The sequence below is a fragment of the Nucisporomicrobium flavum genome (genome assembly GCF_016464385.1).
Taxonomy (GTDB): domain Bacteria; phylum Actinomycetota; class Actinomycetes; order Mycobacteriales; family Micromonosporaceae; genus Actinoplanes; species Actinoplanes flavus_A.
Genome location: NZ_JADMLH010000027.1, coordinates 71,318 through 91,496 on the forward strand (window position 1 = coordinate 71,318; position 20,179 = coordinate 91,496).

Here is a 20,179-nt window from a genome sequence, read left to right on the forward strand (position 1 = left end):
CGCCCGGGAAGCCGCCCCGTCGCCCGTCGGAGGGCGACAGCGGATACGCAGCTCGACGTAGGCCGCTACGCCGCCGGGAGGATCCGGTCTGCGGTCCGGGCTCCTAGACTCACGGGATGCCGTACCGCCCGCCCGCCTGGGCACAGGACGTGCTGCTCGCGCTCTTCGTCACTGTGATGCAGGTCCAGGGAACGGTCTCGCGTACGCACGGCGATCCCGAGTCGGTGCAGCGTCCGCTCACCGACCTCGGCAACCTGGGCTACCTCCTGCTGATCGCGGGTGGCGCGGTCGTCGCCGTACGCCGCCACCGGCCCGTCGCGGTCTTCGCCGTGGCCGCGCTGAGCAGCCTCATCTACTACGCACTCGACTTCCCGGACGGCCCGGGATGGCTCGGCCTGTTCGTGGCCCTCTACACCGTCACGGCCCTCGGCGACGGCCGCCGCTCGCTGCTCATCGCCGGTACGGGAATCGCCGTCCTCGCCCCGGCCTGGCTGATCGCCGCCGCCGACATCGAACCTCAGGCCGCGATCGGCTGGGTGTTCTTCCGCATCGGCGCGTCCGTCATGAGCGCGGCGCTGGGAGAGAGCGTCCGTACCCGCAAGGTCATCGCGGCCGAAGCCGTGGAGCGGGCGGAGCTGGCGGAACGGACCCGGGAGCGGGAGGCCCGCGCCCGCGTCGACGAGGAGAGGCTGCGGATCGCCCGGGAGGTCCACGACACCGTGGCGCACGCCATCGCGGTGATCAACGTCCAGGCGGGAGTGACGGCTCACGTCCTCGCGCGCGGTGGGGTTTCTGGTGCTGCTGCCGACGGCAGCGTTGCGGGCGCGGGTGGCGGCGGTTTGCCGGACGGGGGGCCGCCACCCGACCCCGCCCGGCAGTCCCTGGAGATCATCGAGCAGACCAGCTCCCGGGCGCTGCGGGAGATGCGGACCATCCTCGGGGTGCTGCACGGCGCCGAGGACGGACGGGCCCCGCACCCCGGGCTCGGCGAGATCGGCGAGCTCACGACCGCGGCGCGGGCGGCCGGGCTCGACGTCGACCTCAGGGCGCCGTCCCCACCCCCGGCCGTGCCGACCGCCGTGGGCAGCGCCGCGTACCGGATCGTGCAGGAGTCGATCACCAACGTGATCCGCCATGCCGGTCCCACCCGCGTCACGGTGGCCGTGGACTGCGACGCCGATGCCGTCCGGATCCGGGTGACGGACGACGGCCCCCGGGAGGAGCATGCCGGCGGTCCGGATCCCGGTGAGACCGGCCGGGGGATCTCCGGGATGCGCGAACGATGCCGGCTGCTGGGCGGCGACCTCGACGCCCGCCCGGCCGGCGGCGGGTTCGCGGTCACCGCCCGGCTGCCACTGGCACCGGCCGGGGCGGTGGACGCATGACCGGGCCCGACCACCCCATCAGGGTGGTGCTCGCCGATGACGAGCGGCTCGTACGGTCCGGCTTCCGGCTGCTGCTCGACACCGAGGACGACATCACCGTGGCCGGCGAGGCCACCACCGGCGCCGAAGCCGTGACGCAGGCCCGCGCCCTGCGCCCCGACGTCGTCCTCATGGACATCCGGATGCCGGCGATGGACGGCATCCAGGCCACCCGCGAGATCGCCGCCACGCCCGGCCTGAGCGGTGTGCACATCCTGATCCTCACCACGTACGACACCGACGCGTACGTCTACGAAGGACTCGAGGCGGGCGCGAGCGGGTTCCTCCTCAAGGACGCCGGGCCCGCGGAACTGCTGCACGCCATCCGCGTGGTGGCCGCGGGGGACGCCCTGCTCGCACCGGGCATCACGCGCCGCCTCATCGCCCAGTTCACCGCCCGGCGCACGGCCGACCGGGCGGCGGCGCACCGGCTCGCCGTCCTCACCGACCGGGAACGCGAGGTGGTGGCCCTCGTCGGTCAGGGGCTGCGCAACGACGAGATCGGGGCTGCGCTGTTCCTGAGCCCGGCGACCGCCCGTACGCACGTGAGCCGGGCCATGGTGAAACTGGGTGCCCGCGACCGCGCGCAACTGGTGGTCATCGCGTACCAGACAGGGCTGGTCAGCCCCTGACGGCGCGCGGCAGGGCTATGGTCGGGCGATGTTTCCCACCGTGGAGCCGCTGGGCGCGGGAACGGAGCACAGCGCGTACCTGGTGAACGGCACCCTCGTGATCCGTTTCCGGCGCGACCCGGCCGAGGCGGAGCGGGTGGCAGCGGAGGCGCGGCTGTTGGACTTCGTGGCCGGGTTCTCGCCGGTGCCCGTGCCCCGGCCCACCTTCGTCGACCCGGTCGGTGGCTGCATGGCCTGGCCGCACCTGCCCGGCGTGCCCCTCATCGGCGTCCACCCCCGCCCGGACGGGGCGGCACGGCTGGGCGTGGCGGCGCGGCTGGGCGCCCTCCTCGCGGCCCTGCACGCCGTGCCGCCCGAGCAGGCCGCCGACTTCGCCGAGCTGGACGACGCGCCGCCGGAGGACTGGCTGGACGAGGCGCGGCAGCAGTGGCCGTCGGTCGCCGGGCAGGTGCCGGGGGCGTACCGTCCGGCCGTCGAAGCCTTCCTGGCCGAGCCCGCCCCCGAGCCGCCGCCCGCGGCAACGCTGGTCTTCTCCCACCACGACCTGGGCATCGAGCACGTCCTCGTCGACCCCGGCACGGGCGAGGTGACCGGCGTCATCGACTGGAGCGACGCCGCGGTGGGCGACCCGGCCCGGGACTACGGCCTGATCCTGCGCGACCTCGGCCCGTCCGCACTGGCGGCCGCCTCGCCGCGGGACGATCAGGCGCTGGCCCGGCGCATCTGGTTCTACGCGCGGTGCGGGCTCATCGCCGACCTCGCCTACGGCCTCGAAACCGGCCGCCAGGAGTACGCCACGAAGAGCCTCAGCGCGATCTCCTGGCTGTTCCAGCAATAACGCCTCCTTCGCCCGGCCCCGAGTTGGCCCCGCGCCGCGCCGCCCGAGCCCGCGTTGGCCCCGCGCCGCCCGCGCTGCACGCCGCGAAGATTTGCCTGGCTTACCGCTCAGCGAGTCGTTGGGCGAAGGCCATGAGGTCGCGTCGCTCGATGGCCGCCGCCATCAGGTCCGGGAACGCGTCGGGCGTGCACGCGAAGGCCGGCACCCCCATGGCCGCCAGCGCCGCGGCGTTCTCGTGGTCGTACGCCGGCGCGCCCTCGTCCGACAACGCCAGCAGCACCACGACCTGAACCCCGGCGGCCGTCATCTCCGCGACCCGGCGCAGCATCTGGTCGCGGACGCCGCCCTCGTACAGGTCGCTGATCAGCACGAAGATGCTGTCGCGGGGGCGGGTGATGAGCTGCTGGCCGTACGCGATGGCGCGGTTGATGTCGGTGCCGCCGCCGAGCTGGGTGCCGAACAGCACCTCGACCGGGTCGGAGAGCTGGTCGGTGAGGTCGACGACCGACGTGTCGAACACGACCAGCGACGTCTTCAGTGACCGCATCGACGCGAGCACGGCGCCGAACACGCCGGAGAACACGACCGAGGCCGCCATCGAGCCGGACTGGTCGACGCAGAGCACGACGTCGCGCTGGATCGCGGTGGTGCGGCGGCCGTAGCCGACGAGGCGTTCCGGGATGACCGTACGGTGCTCGGCCTGGTAGTGCTTGAGGTTGGCGCGGATCGTACGGTCCCAGTCGATGTCCGTCAGCTTCGGCCGGTTGATCCGCGCCGCCCGGTTGAGCGCCCCGCTGATCGCCGCACGCGTCTTCTGGCTGATCCGCTGTTCCAAGTCGGCGACGACCCGGCGGACCACCTGGCGGGCCGCGTCCTTCGTCTGTTCCGGCATGACCCGGTTGAGCGACAGCAGCGTCCCGACGAGGTGGACGTCCGGCTCGACCGCTTCGAGCATCTCCGGCTCGAGCAGCAGCCGGGTCAGGTCGAGGCGTTCGATCGCGTCGGCCTGCATGACCTGCACGACCGTGCTGGGGAAGTACTCGCGGATGTCGCCGAGCCAGCGCGCCACCTTCGGCGCCGACCCGCCCAGCCCCGCGGACCGCGATGTACGGGTGCCCTCGTTCTCGCCCGTACCGTCGTAGAGAGCGGCCAGCGCGGCGTCCATCTGCGCGTCGCGGCCTTCCGCCGTACCCAGGGACTCGTCGGCCGGTCCGCCCAGCACGAGCCGCCACCGGCGCAGGCGCTCGCGCCGCGCCGGGTCGTCGATGTCCGTCATCCGACCTCCCTGCCGAACAGGATGTTCAGGGTGGGCAGCACGAGCGCCGCCCGTTCGTGATCGAGCTCCACCGGCTGCTCGTCGCCGCGTCCCGTGCCGCCGGCGACCCGTTCGCCGATCGCCCGGCGCTCACCGGTGGCGAACGCCCCGAAGGTGCGGCGCAGCAACGGCAGCACGTCGTCGAAGGCGTCGGCCGGGATGTCGGCGAGCCACTCGTCGAGCAGCGCCAGCAGCGCGTCGTCGTGCACGAGCAGCAGCCCGCCGCCGGACAGGAACCCCTCCACCCACGCGGCGCCGTGCGCGGGCGGCGTACCGATCGTCAGCGGCAACCGCAGCCGCCGCCGCACCTCGGCGGCGTCGAGCCGGCCCGCGTCGAGCAGCAGCCGGGTCAGCCGGCCGGCGAGCAGCCCGTGCAGGTCGGCCCGGCCGGACACCGACGCCAGCGTGGTCAGCCAGCGTTCCCGCAGGTCATCGTCGTCGAGCAGGCCGACGGCCCGGTGCACCCCGTCGAGGTGGGTGCGCAGCTCCTTCGCGGCCTCGTCGGACAGCGAACCGGCCGCCGCGGGCAGGCCCGCGCACACCCGGGTGAGCAGGCCGGCGGCCACCGATTCGAGACCCGCGACATCGGTACGGCGCACGTCGCCGTACCGCAGCGTCCTGGCGAGCGCGGGGATCGCTGCCATCAGATGGTTCAGGTCGGCGTCGAGCGCGGCCCGGGCGTCGAGCGCGGCGAGCACCGGCGGGAACGCGTCGGCCAGGTCGGCGAGCAGGCACACCTCGACGAGGGCGGTCACGTCCCCGAGCGTCTCGGCGTCCCGGGCGGCGTCGGTCACCTTCGTGGTCGCGGCCGCCGCCACGGTGGTGCCGTACATGCTGCCCTCGACCAACTGCACCGCGAAGTCGGGCAGCCACCGCAGCCTCCACTGCTCCCGGAACGTGCCGGTGCCGCGCCGCGCGGTGTCGGGCTCGCCCCACGGCACGCCGATCGCGCGCATCCGGTGCAGCAGCCGGCTGCGTGCCAGGTCGATGTCGCGGCGCAGGTCCAGCTCGAGGGACCGTTCCAGGGCCTCCGGCTTGAGGCGTACGGCCCGCTGCTGCGCGGCCAGGTCCTTGGCCAACGGTACGGCGGGCATGTCGTCCGGCACCGCGCCCAGCCGCTCCCCGACGACGAGCCGCCGCCCGATGAGCTCGGTGCGCAGCGGCTCCCCGTCGCACATCACCGCCTCGGCGGCCTCGGTGACCTCGGCGAGCCCGGCGAGCGGCCGCCCGCGCAGGGTGGCGAGCGCCTCGGCCAGCCGGGTCGCCTCGATGACGTGCGCGGAGGAGGTCGGCACCCCCTCCGCCCGCAGCACCCCCGCGGCGTCCACCAGCCACCGCGGCACCACGTCGGACGCGTTGGCGAACAGGTGGTGGTACCAGCCCGGCGAGCGCACCCCGGCCCCGTACCCGGACCACGAGGCGAGCCGCCCGTACGTCCACGGCACCCAGGTGAACGCCACCTTGGTCTTCTTCCGCCCCTTGAGCAGCGCAGCATCGTCCTTGACCGGCACCTTGCGAGCCAGCGCGGGCACATGCCAGGCACCGCACACGACGGCGATGTTCTCGTGCGTACGCCGGACCTCCCGCAGCACGGTCCGCATGTACGCCTCGCGCACCAGGTCCTCAGGCTCCTCAGGCGACGACTCCCGGATCGCGGTCATCGCCTCAGCGATCGCCTCGAACGCCGGCATGCCCCGGTGCTCGACGACGTCCTCCCACCACCGCTCCGGATCGTCGTACCCGGCGGCGCGAGCCAGCTCGCCGATCGGATCAACGGGCCGCACCCGGCCCGGTGCCCGCTCGGCAACGGCATCCGGACCATCCGAAGTGGACGGCAGCTCGGCCGGCGATTCCGGCAGCCCGGCGCCCGGCAATCCCGCGCCCGGCGCTTCGTCGGCCCGCGGTTCCGGCAGCTGAGCGTCCGGCGACCCGGCGCCCGGTAGTTCGGCGGCCGGTGGTCCGGCGGCGGGCGGGGTGTCCGGGGTGCGGGCGTCGGTGAGCCGGTACGCGTACGGCAGGTCGAAGAACCGGACCGGGACGCCGTTCGTCACCGCCCACCGGATCGCCTGCCATTCCGGGGAGAACACGGCGAACGGCCAGAACGCCGAGCGCCGCGGGTCGTCCGCCGCGTAGCCGAGCAGAGCCACCGGTGGCTGCAGGCCCTCGTCGGCGACCCAGCGCACCAGGTCGTCGGCCTCCGGCGGCCCTTCGACGAGCAGGATCGACGGGCGCTGCCGTTCCAGCTCGGCCACCACGGCGCGGGCGGACCCGGGGCCGTGGTGCCGGATCCCGTAGAGCCGCTCGCCGGTCACGGGCCGCGCGCCAGGTGGCGACGCGGGCCGTTCACCGGTTTCGGGCCGCGCGCCGGCCGGCGACGCGGGCCGCTCGCCGGTCCCGGGCCGCCCGCTCGCCGGGGACGCGGGCGACGGGGACGCAGGAGACGGGGGTGTGGACGTCTCAGGCATCGCGGGCCGCGCGGTAGAAGTCGCGCCAGTCGGTGCGTTCGCGGACCACCGTTTCGAGGTATTCGCGCCACACCACGCTGTCCGACACCGGGTCCTTGACCACCGCGCCGACGATGCCCGCGGCGACGTCGCCCGGCTGCAGGTTGCCGTCGCCGAAGTGGGCGGCCAGCGCCAGCCCGTTGGTGATGACGGAGATGGCCTCGGCGGTGGAGAGCGTGCCCGTCGGGGACTTGAGCTTGGTGCGGCCGTCCTCGGTCATGCCGCTGCGCAGCTCGCGGAAGACCGTCACCACGCGGCGGATCTCCTCCAGCGCGGCGGGCACCTCCGGCAGGTCGAGCGAGCGGCCCATCTGGGCGACGCGCCGCGCCACGATCTCGACCTCGTCATCGGCCGAGGCGGGCACCGGCAGCACGACCGTGTTGAAGCGGCGGCGCAGCGCGCTGGACAGCTCGTTGACGCCGCGGTCGCGGTCGTTGGCGGTGGCGATGAGGTTGAAGCCGCGCTGAGCCTGGATCTCGGTGTTGAGCTCCGGGACCGGCAGCGTCTTCTCCGACAGGATCGTGATGAGCGCGTCCTGCACGTCGGACGGGATGCGGGTGAGCTCTTCGAGGCGGGCGATCGCGCCGGTCTGCATGGCGCGCATGACCGGGCTGGGCGTCAGGGCGGCCTCGGACGGGCCTTCGGCGAGCAGGCGGGCGTAGTTCCACCCGTACCGGATGGCCTCCTCGGCCGTGCCCGCCGTGCCCTGCACCAGCAGGGTCGAATCTCCGCTGATGGCCGCGGCGAGGTGCTCGGACACCCAGGTCTTGGCCGTGCCGGGGACGCCGAGCAGCAGCAGCGCGCGGTCGGTGACCAGGGTGGAGACCGCCACCTCCATGAGCCGGCGCGGGCCCACGTACTTCGGGGTGATCTTCGCGCCGTCGCCGAGCAGGTATGTCACGACCGCCTGCGGGGACAGCCGCCAGCCCGGCGGGCGCGGCCGCTCGTCTGTGGCGGCGAGCAGGGCCAGCTCGTCGGCGTACTGGTCCTCGGCGTGCGGGCGCAGAGCCGTCGAGCCGTGCTTGCCGGACACGTCCTCCGCGGCGGGGGCCTGCGGGAGGTGCTGTTCGGTGCGGTCGGTCACTGGAACTCCTGGAGCATCTCGTGGCGGAAGGTGAGGATGCGGGCCAGCTCGGCCACCGGCCGCACCCGCGAGGGGTCGGCGGAGTCCTGGTCGAGCTGGGCTGCGAGCGTGGCGACGTGTCTCGCGTACGCGGGCGGCATGGCGAGCGCGGCGGCCCGGCACAGCTCGGCGAGCTGCCAGCTGTGCCGGTCGGTACGGGCACGGTGCGCGATGGTCTCGACGACGGCGACGGCGAGCTCGTCGGGCCACACGCCGGGATGCACGGCGAGCAGCCGATGGGCGAGGTGGTCCTCCCGGCGCAGGAAGTCGGCCGCGATCCGGGCGAGGTCGGCCGGGGGCAGCAGCAGGTGCAGGTCCCACCGCACCGCCTCGCGCAGCCCGGCGGTGTCCTCGCGGGCGTCGTTGCGCACGAGCGCCGCGGCCCACGCCGAGTCGCCCTGCGCGATCGCCGCCTTGGCCCAGCCGTGCAGCAGCGGCGTCTCCCAGTCGTTGCCCCGGGCGAGCTCCACGACGGCCCGGGCGTCCCGGCCGAAGGCCTCGGTCCAGGTGGACAGCGGCGTGCCCGCGAGGACCTCCTCCAGCAGCCACGCCTGCACGCCGGTGCCCCGGGCGGGCTGCGCGGCCACCCCGTCGCGGCGCAGCTCGGCGGTCAGCTCGGCAGGTGGTGTGACGACGAGCCGGTCGCGGCCGAACGTCCGGCGCTCGAGCCCGACGGCTGCCAGGGCCCGCTCGGTCATCCGGCGTCCCAGAGCCGACCCGGGCAGGCGTTGCAGCAGGTCCAGGGCGGCCTCGCGGACCTCCTTGCGGCGGTCGTCCAGCACGCCGTCGAGGAACTCGTCGTCGGCCGGGGAGAGCTCGGTGCGCAACGCTCCGACGAACCGTGCACGATCCTCCGGCGCCTCCGTGCGCCAGGTGCTGCGCAGCAGGGCGAGCCCGGCGGCAGGGTCGGCGCCGCGTAGCCGCGTGAGGTGGGCCAGCCGTTCCCCGCCCGTACCCGTCTCCCAGATCGTCGGGTCCTCCGCGGCGGGCGTGCCCGGCGCCTCGTCGCGCAACCATCGCCAGTCGGGCCGCATGGCGGCCAGCCAGGAGCCGCGCTGACCGGCCACCCGGCCGATCGCCGGCCGGATCACGGTGTTGCGGCGCCCGGCGTCGAGCAGGGCCGGCAGCGACTCCGGTGGCACGTGCCCGCGGTGCGCGGCGGCCGCGGTGAGCCATTGGGCGAGCAGCTCCTGGACCTGCTGGGTGCCACCGGGCGCTCCGCCGTCGGTGAGCAGCCGCAGCAACCGCGCGCCCGCCGCGGCCGGCAACGGCCGGTCGGTCTCGCCGGGGGAGGGCTCGACGGCGGGGCGCCCGGTGGCGGGGGTGGTGCCCGCCCGGCGGTAGACGAGCGCGGTGGCGGCCGCCTCCAGCAGGGAACTCCCGGCTCCGACGGTCAGCGGTTGGTCGCCGACGACCACTGTGGACGACGTCCACGGGCGTCGTGCCGTGCCGACCAGCGCGGTCGCCAGCAGGTCGGGTGGCAGCTCGGGTGCCCGGGGCGCGCTGCCGTCGAAGACGCCGGGCGCGGCCGGGACGAACCGCCCGTCGATCCAGGCCGCGAGCGGCCGCAGCCCGGCCGGTGTCCATTCCGCGGCGACCGTCGCGGGTGCGCCACCGGCGGCGGCCAGCAGCCACCACGGCTCGCGGTGACCGGCGGCGAGCGGAAGGGACTCGCCCGCCGCATCGGTCAGGTGCCCGTCCGCGCTGGGTGCGACGCCGGCGAGCAGCATGGGTACGTCATAGCGCCAAGGCTCGGCGGCGAGCACGGCAGTCCACCGGCTCAGCGCCTCCCGGAGGCTCGTCGCGCCGAGCGGGGCGGCCATCGGGCGCGGCGCGGTCTGCCGGTCCTTGAGAAGCGCGCGCAGCGGTGCGGCGCCGGGGTAGAAGCACAGGTCCGCGTCGAAGGACGTGCCGGGCACCAGATCGGCCGCGAGGGTCTGCCCGGGCGCGGCGAACGACAGGTGCAGCGCGAATCGCCCGCTGTCGACGCCCAGCAACCAGGTGCGGCGGGTGGTGATCGTGCCGTCGTCGCTGTCGGTCCGGCCGAGCACCTGCCAATGGTCGTGCACGGCCGGCGTGGCGAGCACGTCCTCGGTGGCGACGGGGAAACCGATCCTCGCCCGCACGGTGGCCGCCAGCTCGGGCGGGAGCGTGCCGAGGCGGTCGTAGCCGGCGACCAGCAGCCGCAGCATCGCGAGGTCGCCGAGGAGCCGGTCGGCCCATGACGGCCCGATGCCGGCCACGCTGCCCAGCCGGCGCACCGCGGAGGCGGCCGCCGGGGCCTGGGCGTCGACGAGGCGGGCGGCCATCGTGTCGAACGGCCGGTGACCGGCCTGCTCGGCGGCCGCCAGCCCCTGCTGCACCTGGTCGTCGAGCCACCGGCTGAGCTCGGCCATGCCGGCCGCGACCCGGTCCTCCCGCTGCCGGACCCGCTTCTCGGCGGCGGCCGGGTCGACCGGCCCGGCGGCCTTCGGCGCGGCCGCCTTGGCCGCCCGCGCGGCCCGCCCGGCCTGCCATTCCGCGACGAACGCGGGCGGTGGCGTGGCGGGGTCGACGGCGCCGCCCTCGGCCCACATCAGCAGCAGGCCGAGCGCGTGCTTGCAGGGGAACTTCCGGCTCGGGCAGGAGCACTTGTACGCCGGGCCGGAAAGATCCACGCACACCTGGTAGGGATTCTTGCCACTGCCCTTGCACAGCCCCCACAGCACGTCGTCGAGGAGGCCGCACTCCTGCCACTTCCCGGGGGTGCTGACGCCGCGCGCGCCCTTCAGCGACCCGGCGTCGGGGGCGACGGCGGTGACCTGGGCTGCGGACCATCGTTCAACGGACACCGGAGCACTGTAGAAGCCGGGTACGACGTTTTCCGCCGGACGGGTGACGGCCCAGGTCACAAGCCCGAAACGGGGTGACCGGCGGGTCGGTCGCATAGGCTGGCGGCGGGGCGGAGGACACCGGCGGCCGGCGCGGGCCGATCAAGGTCATCTCGGCGGCCCGGCATGCCGTCCGGCTCCCGACGGAGGACGAGGGATGAAGGTCATCATCTTCGGCGCGACCGGCATGGTGGGCCAGGGCGCGCTGCGCGAGAGCCTGCTGGCGCGGGACGTGGAGCAGGTGCTCGCAGTGGTGCGCCGGCCGACCGGCGTACGCCACCCCAAGCTCACCGAGGTGACGCTGCGGGACTTCGCCGACCTCACCCCGATCGAGGACCGGCTCGACGGGTACGACGCCTGCTTCTACTGCCTCGGCGTCTCCTCCGTGGGCGTGGACGAGGCGGCGTACACGCGGGTCTCGTACGACTATCCGGTTGCGGCGGCCCGCACGCTCGCGAAGCTCAACCCGGAGCTGACCTTCGTCTACGTCTCGGGCGCGGGCACCGATGTGGACGGACGGGCGATGTGGGCCCGGGTGAAGGGCCGCACCGAGCTGGAGGTCATCAAGCTCTTCCCGCACGGGTACGGCTTCCGCCCCGGCTTCATCCAGCCCACGTACGGCGCGACCTCGAAGACCCGCCTCTACCGCACGATCTATGCGGCCGTCGCGCCGCTCACGCCCCTGCTGGTCCGCTACCTGCCGCGGTACGCGACGACCACCGACCGGCTCGGGCAGGCGATGCTGCGCGCGGCGCGCACGGGCTTCCCGACGCGGATCGTGGAGAACGCCGACCTCCGCTGACCCCTCCCGCCACCGCGTCGGAAGGCGTGGAAGGCGATTCAGGAAGCGCCGTGCCCCTCCGGCACGACCTCTTCCGGCTTCGGTGGCGGGGGCGGAGTGCCGTCCCCGAACGGCCGCCCGCCGAGCTTCTCCCGCCCGTGCTCGCTCAGCCAGTTCCCCAGCTCCGGCCCGGCCGGCACGATCCCCGTCGGGTTGATGTCGCGATGGACCTCGTAGTAGTGCCGCTTGATGTGCACGAAATCGATCGTGTCGCCGAAGCCGGGCGTCTGGAAAAGGTCCCGGGCGTACGCCCACAGCACCGGCATCTCCGTCAGCTTGCTGCGGTTGCACTTGAAATGGCCGTGGTACACGGGATCGAAGCGCACCAGGGTCGTGAACAGCCGCACGTCCGCCTCGGTGATCGTGTCGCCGACCAGGTAGCGCTGGGCCGACAGCAGGCCGGAGAGCTGGTCGAGCCGGTCGAAGAGGCGGTGGTACGCCTTCTCGTACGCCTCCTGGGAACCCGCGAACCCGGCCCGGTAGACGCCGTTGTTGACGTCGGCGAAGACGTACTTGTTGATGGCGTCGATGTCGTTGCGCAGTTCCGGCGGGTAGAGCTCCGGCGCACCCTCACGGTGGTGGTCCGCCCATTCCATCGACAGGTCGAGGGTGATCTGGGCGAAGTCGTTGGTGACCACTTTGCCGCTCGGCACGTCCACGATCGCCGGCACGGTGATGCCTTTGTCGTAGTCCGGGTAGCGCTTGAAGAACGCCTCCTGGAGCCGTTCGATGCCGAGCACGGGATCGCGGCCGTCGGGGTCCAGATCGAACGTCCAGCTGCGTTCGTCGTGCGTCGGGCCGGCGATCCCCATCGACAGCACGTCCTCGAGGCCGAGCAGCCGGCGCACGATGATCGCGCGGTTGGCCCAGGGGCAGGCGCGGCTCACCACCAGCCGGTATCGCCCCGGTTCGACCGGGTAGCCGTCACGACCGTCGGCGGTGACGCGGGTGGCGATGTAGCGCTGGTCGCGGCTGAACTCACCGGTGGTGGAGACGTAGGCCATGGTGTCATCTTCCCCGTACCGGGCGATTTGAAAAGGAAAATGTCGTAGCGGGGTGGGTAGTGCAGACCGTCGCTCACGCCGAGGCCGGGTGCGAAGAGCCAGTCGCCCGGGGGCTCCTGAACGGCTCTCCGCACCCTGCAGCCTGCGTGAGTGGTCACTCCCGGGACCGGATCAGTCGCGGGCGCCGGTCAGGTGCGGGCGCAGCGCGAGGATGAGACCGAGGGCGACGTACCCGATCAGCAGGTGCCCGGTCCCGACGAAGCGGCCGGCCGTCACGCCGAGGATGCCCATCGCGGGCACCGTCACGACCGCCCAGCTCTCCGCCACCAGCGGCCAGACCCGGGCGAGGCCCGACCAGCGGCCGGCGAAGGCGATCTTCACGCCGATGATGAACATGCCGAGCATGGACAGCGGCCAGAACGCGTCCAGCACGGCGAGCCAGGCGTCGTCGCGGAACGCCGGTACGAACCCGTGGGCGACGGTCCAGAGGGTGGCGAGGGTGAGCAGCGCGTACTCGACCCGGAGCATGCCGCGGGCCACCCGGGACGTACCCGTGGCCGCCGTCCGCAGCTGGAGCGTGACCAGCGCGAACAGCGAGGCCTGGAAGGGCAGCGCGCCCAGGTCGGTGACCGTGATGCTGAGGTTGTCGGTGGCCTGCGGGTTGAAGGCGGCCATCGTGGCGGCCCAGACCAGCGCGCCGCCGGCGACGGCGAACCCGGTCCGGCGGGCCTGCCCGGCGGTCGCGGCGGCCGGCGCCGGGGCGGCGGCGTCGGTACGGGCCGGGGCCGGCGTGGTGGTGATGCTCATGTCGTTCTCCCTGCGGAAGTGGTGTTCGTCGGTGACGGGGAGAACTCTTCCGGGGACGCGTCCCGGGCCGGCAGGGCCGCGCGCCCCCGCCGCCGTCCCGAAGGATGTCCCGGGAGATCCGGGACACCGGTCCTCGGGCCCACGGGACACCTGCGCTGCGACGATGTCCCGGTGACACCGCAGGCACCCGCGCGCCGCCGCGCCGCTCCGACCGTCGTGGGCGTCGTCGCCGTCGCGCTCACGCTCGCCGCCCTCGCCGGCGCGGCCGCTCTGGACATCGCCGTACCGGCATCGCACCGCGCCGTCGCCCGGCTGGACCTGGGCTGGGTCGCGGCGATGTCCGGGGTCTCCCTCGCCGTACCGGGCGCGCTGCTGTTGCGGCGGCTGCCCCGGCATCCGGTCGCGTGGGTCCTGGTTGTGACCGGGGTGCACTGGGCGTACGACGGCCTGGCCTGCGCGTGGCTGGGGTACGCGACCCTGCAGCACCCCGCGCGGCCCGGCGCGGCCGCGGCGTTCTGGATCTACCAGCGGCTCGGTGCCGCGCTGTTGCTGTCGCTGCCGCTGATCCTGCTGCTCTACCCGGACGGGCGGCTGCCGCGCGGACGCTGGCGGGCCGCCTCGATCGCCGGCCTGGCCAGCACGGCCCTGCTGCCCATCGTGCTGCTGTTCGCGCCCTCCGGCATCGCGCAGGCCGATGCGGGCGGACCGCTGCCCGCGCCCTTCGCCGGGCTCGACCTGGACCCGGCGAGCCTGCCGCTGCCCGACGGGGTGTGGCGGGGGCTGCTCGCGGTGGCCGGGGCGCTCGTACCGCTCAGCCTGGTCGTACCGTTCGCGGTGGTCGTCGGCCGTTACCGCCGCTCCGCCGGTGACGCCCGCCGCCGCGCCCGGATGCGCTGGCTGCTCTGGGCCGCCCTGGTCGACGTGCTGGTGATGCTCTCCACCACCGTCCTGCCGCAGGGCTGGACGTCCGTCGCGCTGACCACGGCGGTCGCGCTCACCGGCGTCGCACTGGCGATCGGCATCATCGCCCCGCAGGCGGTCGACATCGACCGGCTCCTGGGCGGCACGGTCCTGTACGCGGCCATGGCCATCTCCGTGCTCCTCGTCGACGCGTGCGTGCTCGGCGTCGCGGGCGCGCTCCTCGGCGGGCGGCTCGCCGAACGCGACGCCGCCGTACTGGCGCTGCTGCTGGTCACCGCGGTGTACGGGCCGCTGCGCCAGCGGCTGTGGCTGCTCGTACGGCGGCTTGTGCTGGGCCGCCGCGACGACCCGTACGCCGTGGTGGCGGGCCTGGCCGAGCAGCTCGAACACCGCGACAGCCCGGAGGAGCAGCTGCTCGCCGTGGCCCGCGGCGTCGCGGCCGCGTTCCGGGTGCCGTACGTGGCCGTCGAGGTCGACCGGCCCGGCGGCGAGAGCGTCGTCGCCACGCACGGCACCGCTCCGGACGGCGTGGAGGTGCTGCCGATCGCGTACCGGGGGGAGACCGTGGGCCGGTTGCTGCTGCCGTCGGAACGGGCGGCGCTGTCGGCCCGTGACCAGCGGTTGCTGGGGGACATGGTGCGGCAGGCCGCGATCGCAGCGCGGACCGCGTACCTGGCGGGGGAGCTGCAGCGCGGGCGCGAGCGCATCGTCGCCGCCCGCGAGGAGGAACGCCGCCGGTTGCGGCGCGACCTGCACGACGGTCTCGGGCCGACGCTCGGCGGGGTGGGCCTGCGCATCGACGCCGCGCGGAACCTGGCCGCGCACAGGCCCGAGGAGGCCGACAAGTTGCTGCGCCAGGCGCGTGAGGACGTCACCACGGCGGTCGCGGACGTCCGGCGGCTGGTGCACGACCTGCGCCCGCCGGCCCTGGACGACGTCGGCCTGCTGGGCGCCGTACGCCAGCAGGCAGATCGTCTCCGCGCACCGGGCCTGACCGTCGCGGTCGACGGCGACGAGCTCGAGGGGTTGCCCGCGGCGGTGGAGGTCGCGGCGTACCGGATCGTCTCGGAGGCCCTGACGAACGTGGCCAAGCATGCCCGCGCGGCCTCGGCCCGCGTGCTGCTGTCCCGCGCCGCCGGCGAGCTCGTCGTGGAGATCTCCGACGACGGCACCGGCATCCCCGCCGGTACGCCCAGCGGGGTGGGCCTGGTGTCGTTGCGCGAGCGCGCCGCCGAGCTGGGCGGGCACTGCCGGATAGAGTGCCCGGACGGCGGCGGCACGCTGGTCAGGGCCCGGCTGCCGCTGGGACTGGAGGTGGCGCATGGCTGAGGCGATCCGGGTGGTCGTGGCCGACGACCACCCGATCTTCCGGGACGGGCTGGCGATGCTGCTCGCCTCCGTCGACGGCATCGAGGTCGTAGCCACGGCGGCCAACGGTCTCGAGGCGGTCGCCGCGGCGACCCGGCTGCTGCCTGACGTGGTCGTGATGGACGTGCAGATGCCCGAGCTCAACGGCGTCGAGGCCACCCGCCGGCTCTCCGCCGAGGCGCCCGGCGTCGGCATCGTGGTGCTCACCATGAGCGAGGACGACGGCACGGTGTTCGCGGCGGTCCGCGCGGGCGCCCGCGGTTACCTCGTGAAGGGCGCCGAGCAGGAGGAGATCGTGCGCGCGATCACCACGGTCGCGTCCGGCGGCGCGGTCTTCGGCGCCACCCTCGCGGCCCGCATCGCGCAGTTCTTCGCGGCCGGGCCACCGACGCCCACCTCCGCCTTCCCCCAGCTCACGGCCCGGGAGCGGGAGATCCTCGAGCTGCTGGCGGCGGGCCGGTCCAACGCCCAGATCGCCGCGGCGCTGTACCTGTCCCCGAAGACCGTCCGCAACAACGTCTCCAACGTCTTCGCCAAGCTCCAGGTCGCTGACCGCGCCGAGGCGATCGTGCGGGCGAGAGAGGCCGGTCTCGGGCGGTAGGCCCGGTTCGTCTGACAGGGTTGACGGATGGCAGCCAAGATCAGCACGTACCTGGCCCGGTGGACCATCTACGTCCCGGTCGTCGCCGTGGCCGCCCTCGCCCTGACCTGGGGCCGCGACCTGGCGGCGGCCCTGGTGATCGTGAGCGCGGCCCTGCTCGCGGGCGCGGTGCTCGCGGCCGTCCATCACGCGGAGGTCGTCGCCCACAAGGTCGGCGAACCCTTCGGCTCGCTCGTGCTCGCCGTCGCCGTGACGGTCATCGAGGTGGCCCTGATCGTCACGCTGATGATCAGCGGCGGCGAGAAGACCCAGTCGCTGGCCCGGGACACCGTCTTCGCGGCCGTCATGATCACCTGCAACGGCATCCTCGGCCTGTCCCTGCTGGTGGGAGCGATCCGCCGGCGCATCGCGGTCTTCAACCCGGAGGGTACGGGCGGAGCACTGGCCGCCGTCGCCACGGTCGCCACGCTGAGCCTGGTGCTCCCGAGCTTCACCACCAGCCGCCCCGGCCCGCAGTTCTCCCCGGCCCAGCTGGTGTTCGCCGCCGTGGCCTCCCTGGGCCTCTACCTGCTCTTCGTGACCGTCCAGACCCGCCGCCACCGGGACTACTTCCTGCCCATCACCACCGCCGGCGAGGTGATCGACGAGGAGGAGCACGTCGACCCGCCCACCGCCCGCGCGGCGCTGACCAGCGTCGGCCTGCTGCTCGTCGCGCTGATCGCGGTGGTCGGCCTCGCCAAGGGCGTCTCCCCGGCGATCGAGTCCGCGGTCGCCGGCGCCGGCCTGCCCCAGTCGGTGGTCGGCGTGATCATCGCGCTGCTCGTCCTGCTGCCGGAGACCATCGCGGCGGTCCGCGCCGCCGCCCGCGACCGTATCCAGACCAGCCTGAACCTGGCGCTCGGCTCGGCCATGGCCAGCATCGGCCTGACCATCCCGGCGATCGCGATCGCGATGATCTGGCTGGACGGGCCGCTGCTGCTCGGCCTCGGCGGCACCCAGATGGTGCTGCTCGCGCTGACGGTCGTGGTCGGGACGCTCACGGTCGTACCGGGACGGGCGAACGTGCTGCAGGGCGGCATCCACGTCGGGCTGCTGGCGGTCTTCCTGTTCCTGGCCGCGAGCCCGTAGCTGCCGCGGCGCTGTCGCGGGCGGGACCTCGATCCGCCGCTCTCCTCCAGCGACACCCCGGTGGGCGGCCTGCTCGACACGCCAAGAGAACTGAATGCCGGCCCTCGCGCCCGGGGGAGACCACCTCGATGACAAGCACATGCTCGGGTCGCGTCGGCGTACCTCGGTGTCAGCGTTCCAGGCCGGTCCCGCGCCAGTGAGGCGTTCCGCGTCTCCGTGGGGTGGAAATCTCACGCCCTCCGCTCCGACTCCTCCATGCGCGGGTGCAGCGCTTCGGCAGGGTGGTTCCGGCCCGGCGGCAGGCGCGCAGATACGAGAAGCCCCGCACCGCCTGTGGAAAGGCAGGCCCGGGGCTGCTCGTGATGCTCAGTTCGGCTGGTACCGAAACGGCGGGCGCCGTTCGATCACCACATGGTCATCCGTGGTCGAACCCGCCGTTGCCTGCCATGGGTCCGATGCCCGCAGGGTGCGGGCTGGACTGCTACGGCTTGTTGAACCTGCGCCGGGGTCCGCAGTAGTGTCCGGGCTCGCCGCAAACGGTGACCCGGATGTTGTTGATTCCGCCCGGCTTGTCGGGATCGCCGATGGTGAATCCGAAGTGGAGGCTGCCCGTTGTGGCCGTGCGGTGCTCCGTGGGGCCGACCTTCGTGTCGTTGGTGAACGCCTCGAAGTAGACCGCTACGTCGCCGTCGATCACTCCCTCGTGCACGTCGCCGCCGACATAGGCCGTGCGGTTGGACCAGCTGATGCTGCCCTCGGAGAATCCATTCTGGTAGAGCTCGCCGTAGCCGAAGGCGATGAACGGCGTGGCTTCGGCGGCTTGGGCGGCAACCGGGGCCAGCACGGTAGCGAGGGTGGCGACTGCCGCTCCGATGGCCGTACGTCGCAGGAACCGGGCACGATGCATAAACAATCTCCTATGTGGTCGGTCGCACGCGTCGTGAACCTAGCATGATCCGTTTCGTCCCGCGTGCCCGTTTGAGCCGCAAGATCAGGCGCCCTGGAGGCCGGGGCCGGTGGCCGTGTCTCGCCCGCCGCCGCGTCAACGTCCTGCACGCCACGCTTCGCACCCGCAACCTCTGCCAGCACAAACCCGCGGAAGAGCTTGCCCTCGCCGCTTGACAGAAAGCGATAGGGACCCGGTAGGCGGCGGACCGCTCAGGCCGACTGGCGCCGCACCAGCGTCGGCTCGTAGATCACCGACGACACCCGCATGGCCGCGTCGTCGATGCGGGTCATCAGCAGCCGGGCCGCCTCGGCCGCCATGTCCTCGAGCGGATGACGGATCGTCGTGAGCGCCGGGTTCGCCGCCACGGCCGCGCTGCTGTCGTCGAACCCGACCACCGCGACGTCACCGGGCACCTCGCGGCCGGCGGCCCTCAGCGCGAGCAGGGCACCGAGCGCCATCAGGTCGTTCGCGACGAAGACGCCGTCCAGCGTGGGGTGGGCGGCGAGCAGCTCGTGCATCGCCCGTTCGCCGCTCTCCTGGGTGAAGTTGCCGGTGACCTGCGGGACCCACGCGTGCCCGTGCCGGGCCATGGAGCGCCGGAAACCCGCGATCCGGTCGCTGCTCGCCGGGACGTCCGCGGGTCCGGAGATCATCCCGACGAGCTGACACCCCCGGCCGACCAGGTGGTCGGCCGCGAGGGACGCCCCGGTGTCGTTGGCGAGATCCACATAATTGATGGGTACGGGCTCCGCCGGCCGCCCGATCATCACGGCGGGCACGCCCGCGTCGGTGAGCATCCGGGGCAGCGGATCGTGTCCCGGCAGCGACAGCACGACCACCCCGTCGGCCTGGCCGTGCCGCAGATCCCCGACGAGCCGGGTGCGCTGCTGCTCGGTGCCGACGATCTGCAGCGCCAGCTGGATCCCGGCCGCCCGCAGCACGCTCATCAGCCCGCCGACGACCCGGCCGAAGTACGGGTCGGCGAAGAACCGCCCCATGAACGGGTCGTCGTCGTGCGACTCGGAGTCCGACACGACCAGCGCGATCGTGCCGGTGCGCCGGGTGACCAGGGACCGGGCGAGGCGGTTGGGCACGTACCCGGTGCGGTCGACGGCGTCCCACACCATCTTGTGCAGTTGCGGGTCGACGTTGCGGATCCCGTTGATCACACGGGAGACGGTCGCCCGGGACACCCCGGCGATCCGGGCCACGTCCTCCAGGGTCGGCAGCCGTTCCCCGACGGGCACGCGCCCGCTCGTGGCGGTCATCGGGCCGGGCTCCGGGTGTGCATGCAAGCTTTATAGCACAGGTCGGAGAGCGCTCTCCGACCTGTGCTCTCCGAGCAGTCGAGGAGCGTGCGTGAGGAGCGACCGGGGCAGGCCTGGCTCACGGCTCCGCAGCGCGCCGGCCCACGCGAAAGCGTGCCGGCACACGTAAGAAGCGTGCCGGCCCACGCGAAAGCGCGCCGGTCCAAGGGAAAGCTGAGCCCGCGACCAAACCGGACGAACCTGGGTCCAGTTCCGGAACCATCCCCGCGTATTGACGTCCGTCGGCCCGGAGCGTAAGACTTCGGAAAGCGCTCTCCAACCCGATTCCAGCCGGCCCCGGGTGTCCCCGCACCCGGCACCGGCGCCGCACGGTCGCGCCCGGACCCCGCCGGGCTCGATGCCGCCGTGTGCCCGGACCCCGCCGGTCCGGCCGCGGCGGCGCACCCGTCCCCACCCCCTGGAGTTTCAATGACCATGTCAAGCCGCGTTCGCGGTGAGCGGTGGTGAGGGATGGAACTCACGGCCGTCGCGCAGCAGGGCCCAAATAACGTCGATCAGGCGGCGGGCCAGGGCGATCACCGCTTGG

The 20,179-nt window shown here is 73.7% G+C and carries 15 protein-coding genes; 7 read left to right on the forward strand and 8 right to left on the reverse strand.

Annotated features, from left to right (window positions below; all coding sequences use genetic code 11):
- The first annotated feature begins 116 nt into the window (after positions 1 to 116).
- Genes IT780_RS38340 through IT780_RS38350 form a run of 3 tightly spaced genes read left to right on the forward strand, consistent with a single transcriptional unit; the run spans position 117 to position 2,894 of the window.
- The gene (locus IT780_RS38340; protein WP_199516778.1) at positions 117 to 1,385 is read left to right on the forward strand and encodes a sensor histidine kinase; all 1,269 of its coding nucleotides are present in this window, start codon (positions 117 to 119) and stop codon (positions 1,383 to 1,385) included.
- Positions 1,382 to 2,056, forward strand: coding sequence for a response regulator transcription factor (locus IT780_RS38345; protein ID WP_199516779.1), 675 nt, complete (start codon positions 1,382 to 1,384; stop codon positions 2,054 to 2,056). Before IT780_RS38340 ends, IT780_RS38345 begins: the two co-directional genes overlap by 4 nt.
- Positions 2,057 to 2,084: 28 nt before the next feature.
- The gene (locus IT780_RS38350) at positions 2,085 to 2,894 is read left to right on the forward strand and encodes an aminoglycoside phosphotransferase family protein (protein WP_199516780.1); all 810 of its coding nucleotides are present in this window, start codon (positions 2,085 to 2,087) and stop codon (positions 2,892 to 2,894) included.
- A 100-nt stretch (positions 2,895 to 2,994) separates the two neighbouring features.
- Here IT780_RS38350 and IT780_RS38355 read toward each other — a convergent pair whose 3' ends face one another.
- The 4 genes from IT780_RS38355 to IT780_RS38370 all read right to left on the reverse strand — a co-directional run bounded on the left by IT780_RS38355 (position 2,995) and on the right by IT780_RS38370 (position 10,667).
- The gene (locus tag IT780_RS38355) at positions 2,995 to 4,170 is read right to left on the reverse strand and encodes a VWA domain-containing protein (protein ID WP_199516781.1); all 1,176 of its coding nucleotides are present in this window, start codon (positions 4,168 to 4,170) and stop codon (positions 2,995 to 2,997) included.
- On the reverse strand, positions 4,167 to 6,521 hold the full coding sequence (locus tag IT780_RS38360) for a DUF5682 family protein (protein ID WP_199516782.1): 2,355 nt from the start codon (positions 6,519 to 6,521) through the stop codon (positions 4,167 to 4,169). The genes IT780_RS38355 and IT780_RS38360 overlap by 4 nt, the downstream gene beginning before the upstream one ends.
- 145 nt (positions 6,522 to 6,666) lie before the next feature.
- Positions 6,667 to 7,797, reverse strand: coding sequence for an ATP-binding protein (locus IT780_RS38365; RefSeq protein ID WP_307831609.1), 1,131 nt, complete (start codon positions 7,795 to 7,797; stop codon positions 6,667 to 6,669).
- Entirely contained in the window at positions 7,794 to 10,667 is a 2,874-nt protein-coding gene (locus IT780_RS38370) for an SWIM zinc finger family protein (RefSeq protein ID WP_199516783.1), read from the reverse strand. The genes IT780_RS38365 and IT780_RS38370 overlap by 4 nt, the downstream gene beginning before the upstream one ends.
- 196 nt (positions 10,668 to 10,863) lie before the next feature.
- On the opposite strand from IT780_RS38370, the gene IT780_RS38375 reads away from it, so the two are divergent.
- A complete protein-coding gene (locus IT780_RS38375; protein ID WP_199516784.1) occupies positions 10,864 to 11,508 on the forward strand; it encodes an NAD-dependent epimerase/dehydratase family protein in 645 nt (214 codons plus the stop codon).
- Positions 11,509 to 11,546: 38 nt separating this feature from the next.
- Here the strand turns inward: IT780_RS38375 and IT780_RS38380 are convergent, their stop codons facing one another.
- Positions 11,547 to 12,551 (reverse strand): glutathione S-transferase family protein, encoded by a 1,005-nt coding sequence (locus tag IT780_RS38380; RefSeq protein WP_199516785.1) that lies wholly within the window; start codon positions 12,549 to 12,551, stop codon positions 11,547 to 11,549.
- 171 nt (positions 12,552 to 12,722) lie between these two features.
- Positions 12,723 to 13,358: a hypothetical protein gene (locus IT780_RS38385; protein ID WP_199516786.1), complete on the reverse strand. Its 636-nt coding sequence runs from the start codon at positions 13,356 to 13,358 to the stop codon at positions 12,723 to 12,725.
- A 171-nt stretch (positions 13,359 to 13,529) separates the two neighbouring features.
- On the opposite strand from IT780_RS38385, the gene IT780_RS43365 reads away from it, so the two are divergent.
- The 3 genes from IT780_RS43365 to IT780_RS38400 are packed head-to-tail and all read left to right on the forward strand — an operon-like array spanning position 13,530 to position 17,376.
- Entirely contained in the window at positions 13,530 to 15,608 is a 2,079-nt protein-coding gene (locus tag IT780_RS43365; protein WP_199516787.1) for a sensor histidine kinase, read from the forward strand.
- Complete coding sequence (locus IT780_RS38395; protein WP_199516788.1) at positions 15,601 to 16,248, forward strand: response regulator; 648 nt, start codon at positions 15,601 to 15,603, stop codon at positions 16,246 to 16,248. The genes IT780_RS43365 and IT780_RS38395 overlap by 8 nt, the downstream gene beginning before the upstream one ends.
- 27 nt (positions 16,249 to 16,275) lie before the next feature.
- A complete protein-coding gene (locus tag IT780_RS38400) occupies positions 16,276 to 17,376 on the forward strand; it encodes a calcium:cation antiporter (protein WP_199516789.1) in 1,101 nt (366 codons plus the stop codon).
- Positions 17,377 to 17,857: 481 nt separating this feature from the next.
- Here the strand turns inward: IT780_RS38400 and IT780_RS38405 are convergent, their stop codons facing one another.
- On the reverse strand, positions 17,858 to 18,283 hold the full coding sequence (locus tag IT780_RS38405; protein WP_199516790.1) for a hypothetical protein: 426 nt from the start codon (positions 18,281 to 18,283) through the stop codon (positions 17,858 to 17,860).
- 251 nt (positions 18,284 to 18,534) lie between these two features.
- Positions 18,535 to 19,593 (reverse strand): LacI family DNA-binding transcriptional regulator, encoded by a 1,059-nt coding sequence (locus IT780_RS38410; RefSeq protein ID WP_199516791.1) that lies wholly within the window; start codon positions 19,591 to 19,593, stop codon positions 18,535 to 18,537.
- Between the last annotated feature and the right edge of the window lie 586 nt (positions 19,594 to 20,179).

Coding starts and splice junctions, on each gene's coding strand:
- IT780_RS38340 (WP_199516778.1), top strand. CDS start 117: ATGCCGTACCGCCCGCCCGCCTGGGCACAGGACGTGCTGCTCGCGCTC.
- IT780_RS38345 (WP_199516779.1), top strand. CDS start 1,382: ATGACCGGGCCCGACCACCCCATCAGGGTGGTGCTCGCCGATGACGAG.
- IT780_RS38350 (WP_199516780.1), top strand. CDS start 2,085: ATGTTTCCCACCGTGGAGCCGCTGGGCGCGGGAACGGAGCACAGCGCG.
- IT780_RS38355 (WP_199516781.1), bottom strand. CDS start 4,170: ATGACGGACATCGACGACCCGGCGCGGCGCGAGCGCCTGCGCCGGTGG.
- IT780_RS38375 (WP_199516784.1), top strand. CDS start 10,864: ATGAAGGTCATCATCTTCGGCGCGACCGGCATGGTGGGCCAGGGCGCG.
- IT780_RS38380 (WP_199516785.1), bottom strand. CDS start 12,551: ATGGCCTACGTCTCCACCACCGGTGAGTTCAGCCGCGACCAGCGCTAC.
- IT780_RS38385 (WP_199516786.1), bottom strand. CDS start 13,358: ATGAGCATCACCACCACGCCGGCCCCGGCCCGTACCGACGCCGCCGCC.
- IT780_RS38395 (WP_199516788.1), top strand. CDS start 15,601: ATGGCTGAGGCGATCCGGGTGGTCGTGGCCGACGACCACCCGATCTTC.
- IT780_RS38400 (WP_199516789.1), top strand. CDS start 16,276: ATGGCAGCCAAGATCAGCACGTACCTGGCCCGGTGGACCATCTACGTC.
- IT780_RS38405 (WP_199516790.1), bottom strand. CDS start 18,283: ATGCATCGTGCCCGGTTCCTGCGACGTACGGCCATCGGAGCGGCAGTC.
- IT780_RS38410 (WP_199516791.1), bottom strand. CDS start 19,593: ATGACCGCCACGAGCGGGCGCGTGCCCGTCGGGGAACGGCTGCCGACC.